The sequence below is a fragment of the Sorangium sp. So ce406 genome, from assembly GCF_051474675.1.
In the GTDB taxonomy this organism is placed as follows: domain Bacteria; phylum Myxococcota_A; class Polyangia; order Polyangiales; family Polyangiaceae; genus Sorangium; species Sorangium cellulosum_G.
This window is the reverse complement of sequence record NZ_CP150340.1, coordinates 413839-429496: the sequence shown is the minus strand read 5'-3', so window position 1 is coordinate 429496 and position 15658 is coordinate 413839. Positions and strand designations below refer to the sequence as shown.

At 72.1% G+C, this 15658-nt stretch carries 11 protein-coding genes; 9 read left to right on the top strand and 2 right to left on the bottom strand.

The features are described from left to right. Positions 1–61: 61 nt before the first annotated feature. A complete protein-coding gene (locus WME96_RS01595) occupies positions 62–1243 on the bottom strand; it encodes an aldose epimerase family protein (RefSeq protein ID WP_437288425.1) in 1182 nt (393 codons plus the stop codon). A 626-nt stretch (positions 1244–1869) separates the two neighbouring features. Here WME96_RS01595 and WME96_RS01590 point away from each other — a divergent pair. The 9 genes from WME96_RS01590 (at position 1870) to WME96_RS01550 (ending at position 12097) form a co-directional block, all read left to right on the top strand. Next, entirely contained in the window at positions 1870–2862 is a 993-nt protein-coding gene (locus WME96_RS01590) for an NAD-dependent epimerase/dehydratase family protein (protein WP_437288424.1), read from the top strand. Between the two features lie 281 nt (positions 2863–3143). Then, on the top strand, positions 3144–3938 hold the full coding sequence (cobM, locus tag WME96_RS01585) for a precorrin-4 C(11)-methyltransferase (protein WP_437288423.1): 795 nt from the start codon (positions 3144–3146) through the stop codon (positions 3936–3938). Then, a complete protein-coding gene (cobO, locus tag WME96_RS01580) occupies positions 3935–4474 on the top strand; it encodes a cob(I)yrinic acid a,c-diamide adenosyltransferase (protein WP_437288422.1) in 540 nt (179 codons plus the stop codon). Before cobM ends, cobO begins: the two co-directional genes overlap by 4 nt. Beyond that, complete coding sequence (locus WME96_RS01575; protein WP_437288421.1) at positions 4474–5967, top strand: cobyrinate a,c-diamide synthase; 1494 nt, start codon at positions 4474–4476, stop codon at positions 5965–5967. The genes cobO and WME96_RS01575 overlap by 1 nt, the downstream gene beginning before the upstream one ends. Next, positions 5964–6551, top strand: a complete 588-nt coding sequence (gene cobU / locus WME96_RS01570; protein ID WP_437288420.1) for a bifunctional adenosylcobinamide kinase/adenosylcobinamide-phosphate guanylyltransferase — start codon at positions 5964–5966, stop codon at positions 6549–6551. The genes WME96_RS01575 and cobU overlap by 4 nt, the downstream gene beginning before the upstream one ends. Continuing rightward, the gene (gene cbiB, locus WME96_RS01565; RefSeq protein ID WP_437288419.1) at positions 6548–7486 is read left to right on the top strand and encodes an adenosylcobinamide-phosphate synthase CbiB; all 939 of its coding nucleotides are present in this window, start codon (positions 6548–6550) and stop codon (positions 7484–7486) included. Before cobU ends, cbiB begins: the two co-directional genes overlap by 4 nt. After that, on the top strand, positions 7483–9051 hold the full coding sequence (locus WME96_RS01560) for a cobyric acid synthase (protein WP_437288418.1): 1569 nt from the start codon (positions 7483–7485) through the stop codon (positions 9049–9051). The genes cbiB and WME96_RS01560 overlap by 4 nt, the downstream gene beginning before the upstream one ends. Positions 9052–9412: 361 nt before the next feature. Then, positions 9413–10522, top strand: a complete 1110-nt coding sequence (locus WME96_RS01555) for a hypothetical protein (protein ID WP_437288417.1) — start codon at positions 9413–9415, stop codon at positions 10520–10522. Between the two features lie 240 nt (positions 10523–10762). Continuing rightward, the gene (locus WME96_RS01550) at positions 10763–12097 is read left to right on the top strand and encodes an ABC transporter substrate-binding protein (RefSeq protein WP_437288416.1); all 1335 of its coding nucleotides are present in this window, start codon (positions 10763–10765) and stop codon (positions 12095–12097) included. 48 nt (positions 12098–12145) lie between these two features. Here WME96_RS01550 and WME96_RS01545 read toward each other — a convergent pair whose 3' ends face one another. Then, entirely contained in the window at positions 12146–15613 is a 3468-nt protein-coding gene (locus tag WME96_RS01545; RefSeq protein ID WP_437288415.1) for a cadherin-like beta sandwich domain-containing protein, read from the bottom strand. Between the last annotated feature and the right edge of the window lie 45 nt (positions 15614–15658).

Here is a 15658-nt window from a genome sequence, read left to right as displayed (position 1 = left end):
GTGACGTCACGCGCAACCCCGCCCGTACCGGTGACAGCGAAGCAGAGCATGGCCGCCTCCCTCACTCCGCCGTGAACCGGTGAACCATCGTGTGTTTGTAGACCTGTCCCGGCTTGAGGATCGGCTGCTCTCGCCAGGCCGGCACGTTGATCGCGTTCGGAAACTTCTGGGTCTCCAGGCAAAGCGCCGCGTGCTGCACGTACGTGGCGCCCTTCCCCTGCTTCGAGCCGTCCATGAAATTCCCGGTGTAGAACTGCACGCCGGGCTGATCCCCCTCCAGCGTCATCACGCGGCCGGACTTCGGATCCTTGAGCCGCGCCACCGGCCGCAGGGCGGCCGGGTCCCCGTTGACGACGAAGTTGTGATCGTACCCGACAGGATCTCCGCCCGTGGCCTTCAAGTCCCTGCCGATGGGCTTGGGCGTCGTGAAGTCGAACGGCGTACCTTTGACGGGCTTCACGGCGCCGGTCGGGATGCCCGGATCACCGGGCGTGTAGCTGTCCGCATGGAGCGTGAGCTCGTGATCGAGGACCGTGCCGGAGCCGTGGCCGCCGAGGTTCCAGTACGAGTGGTGCGCCATGCTGACGAGCGTCGCCTTGTCCGTGACCGCCTCCATCTCGACGCGGAGCTCGTTCCGGTTCGTGAGCGTATAGACGGTCTTCGCAGACACGGTGCCCGGATACCCCTCTTCTCCGTCCTTCGACACGTACGTGAGGCGGATGCTCGGACCGTCGGGCGTCTCGGCGGCGGAGGCGCTCCACACCACCTTGTCCCAGCCCTTGACGCCGCCGTGCAGGTGGTGCGGCTTGGCGTTCGGGGCCAGGGTGTACTCCTTGCCCTCGAGCTTGAACTTCGCGTTGCGGATGCGGTTGGCGACGCGGCCGACCGTCGCGCCGAAGAACTGGTTGCCGGTGAGATAGCCGTCCAGGTTCTCGAAACCGACGACGACGTCGGCGAGCTTCCCGGCCCTGTCAGGCACGTGCAGCTCGGTGATGATCGCGCCGTACGTCATCACCTTGAGCACGAGGCCGTTCGCGTTCGTGAGAGTGTAAATGTCCACGGCTTGTGCGTCGATCTCCCCGTGACGTGCCTTGGTGATGGCGGGCGGCTTCGCGGGCGCGGGCGCCACCTCGGGCACGGGCGGCGGCACGCTCGGGGTCGCCGCCGGCGCGGCGGCAGGCGCCGAGGGCTCCGCGACGGGAGGAGGCTGCGTCCCCGAGCAGCCGAGCGTGAGCAGCAACACCAGGGCGGTGCTCGCCCGGCGTTGGCTGACCCAGGCCCGGATGGCTCGTCCAGATCTGCTGCACCGATCTCGCCGTTCGAGAAAACTCGCATTCCGCATGGAACATCTCCTCCGTTCCGGTGCTCTCCTGCACGCCAGCGGCGCGCTCGTACCGCGTTGCGCCCCCGCGGCGGCGCCGCAAACCCACAGCCGTGACGACCGAACGAGCGGAATCGGCGCCGAGATCCCTCGGGACGACGAAGGTCTCGGTGCGCAGGGAAGCACAAGGATGCCCGCCCGAGAACACTGTGAACGTTCACAATTTCTGTGTCAACTCCCATCTCGACGCTGGAGGCGGCCGGCGCCGAGATACCGCCTCTTGTGCGCGGCGACTCGAGCCATGCGATCCGATCCCCCTGGAAACCGACGCTGCACCAGCAATTTACGGGATCAACGGGCCGCCTTCGGCCTGCCCGAAGCGGAGGTGGAGGCGGGCCCGTCGATCGAGTTGACACCGGGTCATGTGACCGTTCACAATCCGCGCCCCGCAGACCTGCACCGGGCCGCTCACCCACCTTGACGTGGGCAGCTCGGAGGCGGGATACCGGCTGGCGAACAGCACGAGGCGGCGAGCGAGGGGCGACGAGATGAGTGATGCAAAGTGTGTTCTGGTCACCGGGGCGGCGGGGAAAGTCGGCCAGGCCTTCATCCGCAGGTTCCTCTCGGACCCCAGGTTCGAGGGATGGAAGGTTCGTGCGCTGTGCCACAACCGCATGCTGACGCCGACGGCGCGCCTCGACGTGGTGCGTGGGTCGATCGAGCACAGCACCGTGGCCCGCGAGGCGGTGGAGGGCGTGAGCCACGTGCTGCACCTCGCGACCAGCAAAGAGACGCCCGAGAGCATCATGGACGTGGCCATCAAGGGCATGTTCTGGCTGCTCGAGGCCTGCCGCGTCAGCCCTGCGTTCGAGCAGTTCATCCTCGTCGGGGGCGACGCCGGGATGGGCCACTTCTTCTATCCTCACCCCGTCCCCGTCACGGAGGCGCAGAAGCACAGCGCCTACCCGGGTTGTTACGCGCTGTCCAAGGTGCTCGAGGAGGTCATGCTCGAGCAGTACTACATCCAGTATGATCTGAACGGCTGCTGCCTGCGCGCGCCGTGGATCATGGAGAAGGACGACTTCAAGGCCCAGCTGTCGTTCGGCGACGACGTGTTCGGAGGGCCGAGGTGGCGCGATCTGGTCGGAGCCGAGGCGGCAGAGAAGTACGTCCGCTCGGGCGCCGTCCCGGTGATGCTCGATCCTGACGGCAAGCCGGTGAAGCGGAACTTCGTGCATGTGGAGGATCTCGTCAGCGCGATCCTCCTGGCGATCGGCCATGAGAAAGCCCGCCAGCAGACCTTCAACGTCTGCATGGATGAGCCGGTGGACTACGGCGAGCTGGCGTCTTACCTGGAGACGACCCGTGGCCTGCCGAGCGTGAGGGTGAAGACGCCCTACCGTTCGACGTGGCTGGACAACACGAAGGCCAAGTTCCTGCTCGGCTGGCGGCCGCAGTACAACCTGGCGCGACTCGCGGATGCCGCCTTCGACCACGTGCGCGCGCCCGATGATCCGCGCATCACGTGGTACCCCGGTTGACGAGCGTCCCCCTCGACCGAGGCCGACTCCCGTGAGACGGCCGGCGGCGCCGCCCGCGAGCGCGACGCCGCCGCTACAGCGACGGTCAGCGCGCGGCTGCCGAGCGTGCGGGGGCCTCCGCTCGCCCCAGGGGCGCCGCACTTCCCGGAGAGGCCGGGCCGCGCCGGCGCGACCCGAGGCTCCACGATGCACCCTGGCGTTCGCCTCGCGTTCGCTCTAGCTTCGCGCGCCCGTCGCCCCCGGCGGGATTCGTCGGCGCACGAAACGAGGAGAGAACCCCCATGCGCGTCTACATCATCGGCGCGGGCCCGGGCGACCCCGGGCTCATCACGGTCCGCGGCGCCGAGCTCGTCGCCCGCTGCCCCGTCGTCATGTACACGGGCTCCCTCGTCCCGCGGGAGATCGTCGCCTCCGCGCGGCCGGACGCCCGCGTCATCGACTCGTCCGGCATGACCCTCGATCAGATCGTGGAGGTCTTCGTCGAGGCCAGGGAGGCGGGGCACGACGTGGCGCGCGTGCACACGGGCGATCCGGTCCTGTTCGGGTCGACCGCCGAGCAGATGCGCCGGATGGATGAGCTCGGGATCGCCTACGAGATCATCCCCGGCGTCTCGTCGTTCACCGCGGCGGCGGCGGCGCTCGGGCGCGAGCTCACGCTGCCCGAGCTCTCGCAGACCGTGATCCTGACGCGCGCCGAGGGGCGCACGCCGGTGCCGCCGGCCGAGCGGCTCGAGGAGCTCGCGCGCCACCAGGCCACGCTCTGCCTGTTCCTGAGCATCACCCTGCTCAAGGACGTGACCGCGGCGCTCATCCCGGCCTACGGCGCCGACTGCCCCGTCGCGGTGGTGCACAAGGCGAGCTGCCCGGATCAGAAGATCGTGACTGGCACGCTCGCCGACATCCGGGAGAAGGTGCGGGCCGAGGGGATCAAGAGCCAGTCGATGATCCTCGTCGGCCGGGTGCTCACGTCCACGGATTTCGCCGACTCGCGGCTCTATGATCCGGAGTTCAGCCACCGGTTCCGCAAGGCCGAGAAGAAGCCCCGCGATCCGCGCCCGGCGGAGGAGGGCTCGTGAGCGCGGAGGCGACGGCAGGTCGAAAGGGGCTCGTCATCGTCTATACGGGCCACGGCAAGGGCAAGACGACGGCGGCGCTCGGGATGGTGTTCCGGGCGCTCGGCCGGGGCATGCGCGTCGCCGTGGTGCAGTTCATCAAGGGGAAGTGGAAGACGGGAGAGCGCCTGTTCGCCGAGACGCTCCCCGGCCTCACGTTCCTCGTGATGGGGCGCGGCTTCACCTGGGAGAGCGACGACCTCTCGCGCGACAAGGCGGCGGCGCGCGCGGCGTTCCAGGAGGCCGCGGCGCTCATGGGGAGCGGCGAGCAGGACATCGTGGTGCTCGACGAGATCACGTATGCGCTGCATTACGGCTTCGTCGCGGAGGAAGAGCTCCTCGACGCGCTGCGCGCGAGGCCCGCGCACGTTCATGTGGTGATCACCGGCAGGAACGCCCCGGACGCGCTCGTCGCGCTCGCCGATCTGGTGACGGAGATGAAGTCGGTGAAGCACCCGTTCGAGCAGGGCGCGAAGGCGCAGATCGGGGTCGATTTCTGATGGGCCCCGCCATCCCCCGGCTCGTCGTCGCCGGCACGGCGAGCGGCGTCGGGAAGACGACCACCACGGTGGCGATCGCGCGCGCGCTCCGCGCCCGCGGGCTGCGGGTCGCGCTGTTCAAGTGCGGGCCCGACTACCTGGATCCGACGTACCACGGGCGCGCCGTCGCCGGGACGTCGCACAACCTCGACGGCTGGATGATGGGCCGGGACGCGGTGCTGTCGACGTTCGCGGCGGAGGCCGCGGGCGCCGACGTGGCGCTGATCGAGGGGGTGATGGGGCTGTTCGACGGCGCGAGCCCCACCGGAGAAGAGGGCTCGACGGCCGAGATCGCGAAGTGGCTCGAGGCGCCGGTCGCGCTCGTCGTCGACGCGTCCGGGATGGCCCGCAGCGTCGCGGCGCTGGTGCAGGGGTTCGCGGGCTTCGATCCGGGGGTGCGCGTGGCCGCGGTGGTCTGCAACCAGGTCGGCAGCCGGGGGCACCTCGACATCCTCCGCCAGGCCCAGGCGCAGGCGAACCGGTCGACGCCGGTGATCGGCGGGCTGCCGCGGGACGAGGCGCAGAGCTTCCCCGAGCGCCACCTCGGCCTGCGCACGGCCGACGAGGCCGCGCTCCCGGAGGCGCGCTTCGACCACTGGGGCGCGCAGGCCGAGGCGTGGATCGGGCTCGACGCGCTGCTCGAGATCGCGCGCAGCGCGCCGGCGTTGCCGCAGGCGGCGGAGGCGACCGCGCCGGCGGCGGGCGGCGCCGTGATCGCGGCGAGCGGCGGGGCGCAGCAGCGCCGGGCGCGCCTCGGCGTGGCGTTCGACGAGGCCTTCCACTTCTACTACGCGGACAACCTGCGCCGCCTCGAGGCCGCGGGGGCCGAGCTCGTGCGGTTCTCGCCGATCCGCGACGCGCGCCTGCCCGAGGTCGACGCGCTCTACCTCGGCGGCGGCTACCCCGAGGCGCACGCGGAGCGGCTGGCCGAGAACGCCGGCCTGCGCGCGGAGATCCGCGCGTTCGCCGGCCGCGGGGGGCCGATCTACGCCGAGTGCGGCGGGCTCATGTACCTGACCGAGGCGATCCGCACGCTCGACGGGCGCGCGCACCCCATGGTCGGGCTCGTGCCCGCGGAGGCCGTGATGTGCGAGAAGCTGCAGGCGCTCGGCTACGTGGAGGTCGAGACGCAGGCGCGCACGATCCTGGGCGGCGCCGGGCTCCGCTTCCGCGGGCACCAGTTCCGCTACTCCGAGCTCCGCCCCGCGCAGCCGGCCTCGCCGGAGCCGCCGCCCGCGCAGGCGCCGCCGCCATCGCCGGCCGCGCAGGCGCCCCTGCCGATCGAGCACGCCTACTCGGTGCGCCGCCGGCGCGGCGGCCAGGTCGCGCGCGAGGGGTACTGGGCGCAGCGCGTCCTCGCCTCCTACGTGCACGCGCACTGGGCCTCGAACCCGCTCGTCCCCGAGGGGCTCGTGGCGAGCGCCGCCGCGCACCGGAAGGAGCTGGGGCGATGAGCGGCGAGCGCGCGGCGCCGCGGCGGATCGCCCTCGTGGGCGGCGGGGTGCGCTCCGGCAAGAGCGCCTTCGCGCTCGCGCTCGGGCGCTCGCTGGGGGCGCGCCGCGCGTTCATCGCGACCGCCGAGCCGTTCGACGACGAGATGCGGGCGCGCATCGCCGCGCACGCCCGCGAGCGGGGCGACGAGTTCGCCACCGTCGAGGAGCCGGTCGCGCTCCCCGAGCGCATCGCCGCGCTCTCCGGCGTCGACGTCGTCGTCGTCGACTGCCTCACCCTCTGGCTGTCGAACCTGCTGCTCCGCGACCAGACCGAGGGCCGCGAGCTCGATCGCATCGAGGCGCGCATCGAGGATCTCGCCGCCGCCGTGGAGTCCGCGGCGCCCCACGTCGTCCTCGTCTCGAACGAGGTGGGCATGGGCGTCGTGCCCGAGAGCCGGCTCGGCCGGGCCTTCCGCGACCTCGCCGGGCGCGCGCACCAGCGGCTCAACCGGTCGGCCAGCGAGCTCTACGTGGCCGTGATGGGCGCCGTCCTGCGCCTGCGCCCCGGCCCTGTCGCGCTCGTCGGTGACGAGGACGCGCGATGACCGCCGCCGCCGCGCTGCTCGTCGCTGTCGCGCTCGACCTCGCCTGCGGCGAGCCCCCGGCCGCCGTCCACCCGGTCGTGTGGATGGGCTCCGCGATCCAGGCGCTGAAGCGCCGCGCGCCGCGGTCCGGCCGCGTGGCCGAGCTCCTCTTCGGCGCGCTCATGGCCCTCGCCGTCCCCTGCCTGTTCGCGGCCCTGGGCGCCGGGCTCGCCGCGCTGATCGCCCCGCACCCGGTGGTCTGCTTCGCTTTGTCAGCTCTCTTTCTGAAGCCGACCTTCGCGCTGCGCGCGCTCCGCGACGCGGCCTTCGGCGTGCGCGACGCGCTCGCGGCCGGCGACGTCCCCGCGGCGCGCGGCGCCCTGCGGAGCCTCTGCAGCCGCGACCCGTCGGAGCTCGACGAGCCCGCGCTCGTGGCCGCGTCGATCGAGTCGGTCGCGGAGAACGCGTCGGACAGCTTCGTCGCGCCGCTCTTCTACTTCGCCCTGTTCGGGCTGCCGGGCGCGCTCTTCTACCGGGCGGTGAACACCCTCGACGCCATGGTGGGCTACCACGGCCGCTACGAGTACCTCGGCAAGGCGTCGGCGCGGCTCGACGACGCGCTGAACTTCGTGCCAGCGCGGCTCACGGCGCTGCTGCTGATCGCCGCCGGGTGGCTGCGCGGCGCCGACGCCCGCCGCGGCCTCGCCGTGCTCCTCCGCGACGGCGGGCGCACCGAGAGCCCGAACGCGGGGCGGCCGATGGCGGCGATGGCCGGGCTGCTCCGCGTCGAGCTCGAGAAGCGCGGCCACTACCGCCTCGGCGACCCGATCGAGCCGCTCCGGCGGGGGCTCATCGACGAGGCGTGCCGGATCGTGGTGCTCGCGGCGCTGATCTTCGCCGCGCTCGCGGCGGCCGCGCTCGCGGCGCGTTCCCTGGGAGAGGGCCTCGTTCGATGACAGCGCTCACGGTGATGGTGCAGGGCACCGCGTCCTCGGTCGGCAAGAGCCTGCTCTGCACGGCGCTCTGCCGGATGTTCCAGCGGCGGGGCCTCCGGGTCGCGCCGTTCAAGTCGCAGAACATGGCGCTGAACTCGTTCGCGACCCCGGACGGCGGCGAGATCGGCCGGGCGCAGGCGGTGCAGGCCGAGGCGGCGCGGGTCGCGCCGACCGTCGACATGAACCCGATCCTGCTCAAGCCGGAGGGCGACTCGCGCTCTCAGGTGGTCGTCCTCGGCAAGCCGATCGGGAGCCTCCACGCGCGCGACTACTTCGCCTACCGCGGCGAGCTGAAGGACATCATCGCCCGCTCGCTCGGGCGGCTCCGCGAGGCGCACGACGTCGTGGTGATCGAGGGGGCGGGCAGCCCCGCGGAGATCAACCTGAAGGACCGCGACATCGTGAACATGCACGTCGCGCGCGTCGCCGACGCGCCGGTGCTCCTCGCCGGCGACATCGACCGCGGCGGGGTGTTCGCGGCGCTGGTCGGGACGATGACGCTGCTCGATCCCGACGAGCGGGCGCGCGTGGCCGCGTTCGTGATCAACAAGTTCCGCGGCGACATCAAGCTGCTCGAGCCGGGGCTCGAGATGCTGACGGCGCGGACGGGCGTGCCGGTGCTCGGCGTGGTGCCGTACGTGAAGCAGCTCCGGATCGCGGACGAGGACTCGGTGGCCCTCGAGAACCGGCGGCGGCGGGGGCCGGCGGGGCCCGGGGAGCTCGACATCGCAGTGGTGAGGCTGCCGCGGATATCCAACTACGACGACGTGGAGCCGCTGGAGCACGAGCGGGGCGTGGCGGTGCGGTTCATCGAGCGGCCGGACGAGATCGGCGGGGCCGACCTCGTGGTGCTCCCCGGGACGAAGAGCACGATGGCCGACCTCGCGTGGCTGCGCGCGAGCGGCCTCGCCGAGGCGGTGGCGGCGCGCGCCCGGCAGGGCGGGTGGACGCTCGGGATCTGCGGCGGCTGCCAGATGCTCGGCGGGGCGATCGAGGATCCGGAGGGCGTCGAGTCGGCCGAGCCGTCGGCGCGGGGGCTCGGGCTACTCGACGTGTGGACGCGGTTCGAGCGGACCAAGACGACGGCGCAGGTGCGGGCGCGGATCGCCGGCGACTCGTTCCTGGGGGCGGCGGGCGCGGCGGGCGCGGGGGAAGCAGAGCTGACCGGCTACGAGATCCACATGGGCCAGGTCGAGCGGGCGAGCGGCGCGCGCGCGGCGTTCGCGATCGCGTCGAGGAGCGGACGGGCCGAGGCGGCGCTCGACGGGGCGGTGTCGGCGGACGGCGTCGTGGTGGGGACGATGATCCACGGGATCTTCGAGAACGACGGGCTCCGGCGCGCGCTGCTCGCGGCCCTGCGCGCGCGGCGAGGGCTCGCCGCGCCCGCGGGCGAGCCGGCGATCCCGAGCCGGCACGACGAGTACGACCGGCTCGCCACCGCGGTGGAGGCGAGCCTCGATCGGGCGCTGCTCGACCGCATCGTGGGGCTGGACGCGCGGGTCCAGGGCGCCGCCGAGGCGCGATGAGCCGCGCGGCGGGCTGACCGCAGGCCCGCTCGAGCCCCCGGCGAGCCGAGGAGGCTCGTCTGGAGCGCGCGGCGAGCGCGGCGCGCACTCCGCACCTCCGGCGCGGGGCCATTCACCCGAGGACGAACTCCGCACCTCGCGCGCGCCCTTCACCCGACGAGACAGGTGACGTGATGTCAAGCCCGGCCTCTCGCCGGGATCGACGTCAACCGGGCGTCTTCCGCGATGGCCCAGCGCTGCGGGATTCGTGCTTCCCCGCGGAGGTGCTTCACGTCACATGCGGCCCGTGCATACTACATGTGCGGGGGTTGGAGAGCGCATCAACGGCTTGCGCGTCCCCCTGCCGGGAGGAAGAGGACACATGAGAGCACTGAAGTGCGGCGCGCTGGTTCTTGGGCTGCTTGCCGGGGCATGCAACGGATCGCCTGCGCCCGAGTCCGGTGAAGAGGGCGAGGTCGGACGGATCCGCGTGGCGCTCTCCACGCCAGGGCCCACGTACGACGTCTCCGCGATCAACATCAGGGTCGTGAACGCATACGATAGCTGTTATTACGGGGAGGCTGTCGCCGAGGCGACGGTGCGCCTGGAAGAGGAAGCGCTCCCGGCGGATCTGAGCCCGTCCGGCGGCGAGAATCACCCCTTCGCGGATGCGTTGTTCGTGCTCCCGCCCGGAGACTACTGGGTCTGCGCCGCGCCAGAGGCCGAGCCCGGCGTCCCCTCGTCGTATTGCTCCACGGCCGAGGGCTATGCCTCGGTGTTCGGCGGCGCGACCGTCGAAACGACGCTCGTGTCATACTGCACCGGCCAGCCCAACGGCGGTCTGGACGTGATCGCGGCGCTCAACTCTCCGCCGCAGATCACCGATCTCGACATCGCAGAGAGCAAGTTCATCACCACGTGCGAGGAGGCGACCATCACGGTCAGCGCCAGCGATCCGGACGGGGACGAGGTGAGCTACTTCTGGTACCAGGTCTCCGGGCCGGCCTATGCGGCGCTCTCGCCGAGCGGCGCGACGGCGACGTTCAGCACGACCGTGGCCGGCAACTACGAGCTGGGTGTCATCGCCTACGATCCGTGGGGCTACGGCACCTCGCTCAACTTCCCGATCCACGTCTCGCAGGAGGAGGATTGTGACGGCGGCGGCGGCGGCGGCGGCGGCGGGGAGGTCTGTCGGACAGGGGAAGATATCGGGACGGGCTCGCCCTGGGTGGTGTGCGCCGCGGACGAGGACACCGCGTGGGTCTCGGCCAACGCCGAGGGGTATTTCCACCTCGATCTCATCTGCCAGGAGCTCGGCTACGCGGCCGCCGGGGCCATCGGCGGTACCTGCGGCAACGTGTGCGGCTACTGCGAAGATCCCACCTCGTGCGATAACCCGGGACAGCGGTTCTTCGACGGCGGCGGGGAGTGCGGCACCGACGAGCTCGGGCGGCTGATCTGCTTCACGGTCCAGTGGGAGTGCGTGAACTGACCAGCGCCCGACGCGCGGCCGCCTCCTCCGGCAGTCACGTACCTGTCGCACACGCGGAACGTGGGCGGGCCGCGCCCGCTTCCGTGTTTCTCACTACACGATTGTGCGGGTGTCTATTCTGATCCTCGCTGTCCATCACCATCCCTCGTTGACACGTTCGTCCTGGATGTGATGTCGTCTCCAGGGTTGAGTATGCGCCCTGGAATCCTCGCCACGCCGCGTCGCCTTCATCGAACCGGCATGGGGTCCGGCCCTCGCGGACGACGCACGCGGCGCCTGCGGACCGGGGCGCTCCTCGGGCTTGCGTCCCTGCTCTCGGCTTCCTGCGCGTCGACGGCGCCCGGTCCCCCGGAGGACGCGATCATCGTCGGGGGCGTCCTCCCCTTCTCCGGCAACGAGGCGGCCATCGGCCGCAACCTCGAGCAAGCGATGCTGCTCGCGGTCGAGGATCTGAACGCGGCGGGCGGGCTCGACGGGAGGCAGTTCGACATCCTGACCCGAGATAGCCACTCGGACCCGGAGCGTGGGTTCGACGCGCTGCTCGAGCTGCTCTACGTGGATCAGGTCCATTACCTCGTCGGTCCCGAAGAGAACGATCTCGGCCGTGATATCGCGCCGGACGTGAAGGCGCGCGACGTGCTCCACATGTTGCCGGGGTATGCGGCGCCCTCCATCGCGCGCAGCGAGGCGAAGGGAGGCTGGCTGCGGCTCGCGCCCTCCTCGTTTGCCGTCGGCTGCGCGCTGGCGAAATATGCCCTCGGCGAGGGCATCAAGACAGTGAACACCCTCGCCGGACGGGACGACTACAACGCCAACGTCGGCAGCCAGTTCACGAGCAACTTCGCGGCGCTCGGGGGCAGGATCCTCCCCTCGGTGACGTTCACGTCGGGCGAGCAGACGTACACGAACAAGATCGCGTCTGCCTTCGCGTCGAACGCCGGCCGCACGCTCCTGGCCGCCTACCCCGCCACCGCCTCGACCATCGTCACCGAGTGGACCCTCTCCGGGCGCCCCGGCACCTGGCTCCTCGGCCCGGCGCTGCACACCGATGTGTTCCTCGCCAACATCCCGACAGGATCTCTCGACGGGTACATCGGGGTATCGCCGTCGCTCAGCCTGCGGAGCGAGTGCCATGTCACGGACGACGCCGAGGGGTCGGTCGACTGCACGACCGGGAACGCCGCCGCCTTCGCCGAGCGCTTCTCCCGCCGGTGGAACGGCGAAGCGCCGTTCCCCGCAGCCCATTTTTACTACGATGGCATCGTCCTCATCGCGATGGGCCTCGCGTACGCCCAGGCGACGACCGGGGCGATCCCGGAATCCGGGCGCGCGCTGCAGAGGATCATCCGCCAGCTCAACCGCCCGGAGAACGAAGCGGCCTCGTGGCGGGATCTGAGGGCGGCGATGACCGGGGTTCGTGCGGGGATGCCTCTCCGGTACGTCGGGGCAGCCGCCGAGTACGAGTTCGACGGCTACGGGGAGAACAAGCAGCATGTCATGCAGCGGTGGACCGTCGAGGGCAACGCCTTCGTCGATCTCGCCCCCGTCTCCGTCACGTGCGAGGTCGCGAACTGAAACCGCGGTGAGCGCGATGAGACGAGGGATCGGGGGGCGCGCCGCGCCCTACCAGCGGGCGCTGTAGCAGGCGCCGCTCGCGGCCGCCGCGTCGCTGGCGCCGTCGCCGTCGACGCCCGTGGCGCTGCTGTCCTCTGCGGCCGCGCCGACGACGAGCGTGGTGGCCGAGAGGGCGAGCCGCGCCCCGAACGCGTCCGACGCGCCCGTGTTCGACGCCTTGATGTACGAGGCCTGCACCCAGGCGCCGCCGGAGCGCTCGAACAGGTACGCTGCCCCGCTCTCGGGAGCGCCGTTATCGGACTCGACGCCGCCCCACCCCGCGGCGCTGCTGTCCTCGCCGGACGCGCCCACGGCGAGGAAGTCCTCGTCGATAGAGACAGCGGCCCCGAACACGTCGCCGGTCTCGGCGTTCGACGCCTTGAGGTAGGCCTGCTGCGTCCACGCGGCCCCGCTGCGCGTGAACACGTACGCGGCGCCGCTCCCGGGAGCCGCGTTGTCGTCCTGCGCGCCGTTCACGCCCGTGGCGCTGCTCGCCTCGCCCGTCGCCCCCACGACCAGGGTGTCTCGATCGATCGCGACGCTCGCGCCGAACACGTCGTTCGCGCCGGTGTTCGACGCCTTGAGGTAGGCCTGCTGGGTCCACGCGGCCCCGCTGCGCGTGAACACGTACACGGCGCCGCTGCCGGCAGCGCCGTTGTCCGCCTGGGCGCCGTTCACGCCCGTGGCGCTGCTCGCCTCGCCCGTCGCGCCCACGGCGAGGGTGTCCCGGTAAAGCGCGACGCTCGCGCCGAACCGGTCGCCCGATCCGGTGTTCGACGCCTTGAGGTACGCCTGCTGGGTCCACGCCGTGCCGCTGCGCGTGAACACGTAGGCGGCGCCCGCCTGCGACGCCCCGTTGTTGGCCTGCGCGCCGTTCACGCCGGTGGCGGAGCTGTCCTCGTTGGGCGCGCCCACGACGAGCGTGTCGCCGTCGAGCGTCACCGCGTTGCCGAACTGGTCCTGCGCGTCCGTGTTGGACGCCTTGAGGTAGGCCTGCTGGGACCATGTCGCGCCGCTGCGCGTGAAGATATAGACAGCGCCGGCGTTCGGCGCGGTGTTGCTCGCCTGGTCGCCGTTCACGCCGACGGCGCTGCTGTCCTCCCCCGGCGCGGCGACCGCCAGGGTGTCGCCCGAGAGCGCGAGGCCATGACCGAAGTTGTCGCTCCGATCCGAGGTGGAGGGCTTCAGGTACGCCTGCTGGACCCAGTCGACGCCGTGGCGCGCGAACACGTACACGGCGCCGCAGCTCTTCGAGTTGTCGGTCTGGTCTCCGTCGACCCCCGTCGCGGCGCTGGCCTCGAGGAGCGCGGACACGGCGAGCGTGTCGCCGTCGAGCGCGACCGCGTAGCCGAACTGGTCGCCGGCGTCCGTGTTGGAGGCCTTGAGGTACGAAGAGGCGATCCCGCCGCGGAGGACGACCACGCCATAGGTCGTCGCGTCCCCGCTCGGCGCGGTGACCTCGACGGTGATCGCCGTGGCGCCGCCCTCGGTGAGCGTGATCGGCGGCGAGGCGCTCCCCGAGGCGACAGCGGCCCCGTTGACCGTGATGGAGGCGCCCGGGGCCGACGCGGTCGGCGTGACGGTGATCGACGCGATGTGATCCTCGACGGACACGACATACAGCGCCGCGGCAGGGTCGAAGTCCGGGCTCAGGGTCCCGCTCGAGACCGAGAGGCCGGAGAGGCTCGCGTCCGTGCTCGCGCAGGCGCCGGCCACGCACGCCTCGCCCGCGCTGCAGGTCGCGCCGGCGCTGGCCCCGGCGCAGTCGCCGGTCGCGCCGCAGTAGGTCTCGTCGGTCGAGGGGTCGACGCAGGCGCCGCCGCAGGCGACGAGGGGCAGCGCGCACGAGGCCTCGCACGCGCCCTCGCGGCAGATCTCGCCCGCGCCGCAGGCCGCGCCCGCGTCGCTGCCGCGGCAGTCGCCTGTCGCGCCGCAATGGTCGCGGTCGGTGTCGGGGTCGACGCACGTACCGTCGCACGCCACGAGCCCGCGCTGGCACGACAGCTCGCACTGGCCGGCGCCGTTGCAGATCTCCCCAGCCGGGCACGCGACGCCAGCGCTGTCTCCGCGGCAGTCGCCTGTCGCGCCGCAATGGTCGCGGTCGGTGTCGGGGTCGATGCAGGTGCCGTCGCACGCCACGAGCCCGCTCTGGCACGACAGCTCGCACGCCCCCGCACCGTTGCAGATCTCCCCGGCCGAGCACGCGACGCCAGCGCTGTCCCCGCGGCAATCACCTGTCGCGCCGCAGTGGTCGCGGTCGGTGTCGGGGTCGATGCAGGTGCCGCCGCACGCCACGAGCCCGCGCTGGCACGACAGCTCGCACTCGCCGGCGCCATTGCAGATCTCTCCAGCCGAGCATGCGACGCCAACGCTGTCCCCGCGGCAATCGCCGGTCGCGCCGCAGTGGTCGCGGTCGGTGTCGGGGTCGATGCAGGTGCCGCCGCACGCCACGAGCCCGCTCTGGCACGACAGCTCGCACGCCCCGGCGCCATTGCAGATCTCTCCCGCCGGGCACGCGACGCCGGCGCTGTCTCCGCGGCAGTCGCCGGTCGCGCCGCAGTGGTCGCGGTCGGTGTCGGGGTCGATGCAGGTGCCGCCGCACGCCACGAGCCCGCTCTGGCACGACAGCTCGCACTCCCCTGCCCCGTTGCAGATCTGCCCGGCCGCGCACGCGACCCCCGCGTCGTCCCCGCGGCAATCGCCTGTCGCGCCGCAGTGGTCGCGGTCGGTGTCGGGATCGATGCACGTGCCGTCGCACGCCACGAGCCCGCTCTGGCACGACAGCTCGCACGCCCCTGCCCCGTTGCAGATCTCTCCCGACGGGCACGCGACGCCGGCGCTGTCCCCGCGGCAATCGCCCGTCGCGCCGCAGTGGTGGCGGTCGGTGTCGGGGTCGACGCACGTGCCGTCGCACGCGATCAGCCCGCTCTGGCACGACAGCTCGCACGCCCCGGACCCATTGCAGATCTCCCCGGCCGCGCACGCGACCCCCGCGTTGTCGCCGCGGCAATCGTCCGTCGCGCCGCAGTGGTGGCGATCGGTGTCGGGGTCGATGCACGTGCCGTCGCACGCGACCAGCCCGCTCTGGCACGACAGCGCGCACTCCCCGGAGCCATCGCAGATCTCTCCGGCCGGACACGCGACGCCGGCGCTGTCCCCGCGGCAATCGCCCGTCGCGCCGCAATGGTCGCGATCCGTCCCCGGATCGACGCACGTGCCGTCGCAGGCGAGCCGCCCCGCCGCGCACGTCACCGCGCACTCGCCCGCCCCGTTGCAGAGCTCACCCGCGGCGCAGGCGACGTCGCAGGCCCCGCAATGCGCTGCATCCGTGGCGAGATCCACGCACACATCGCCGCACAGGACCTGGGCTGCCCCGCACTGAGGTGCCCCGCCGCTCGTCGCGCCGGGGGAATCGCTCGAGCAGGCCGCGATCAGCAAGGCGAAGCCGAGGAGAAAGAAGAAGCGCAGGTGGGGCATGGTCAACCTCGATGTAGGGCCATGGGGCGGACGACGACGGGTGAC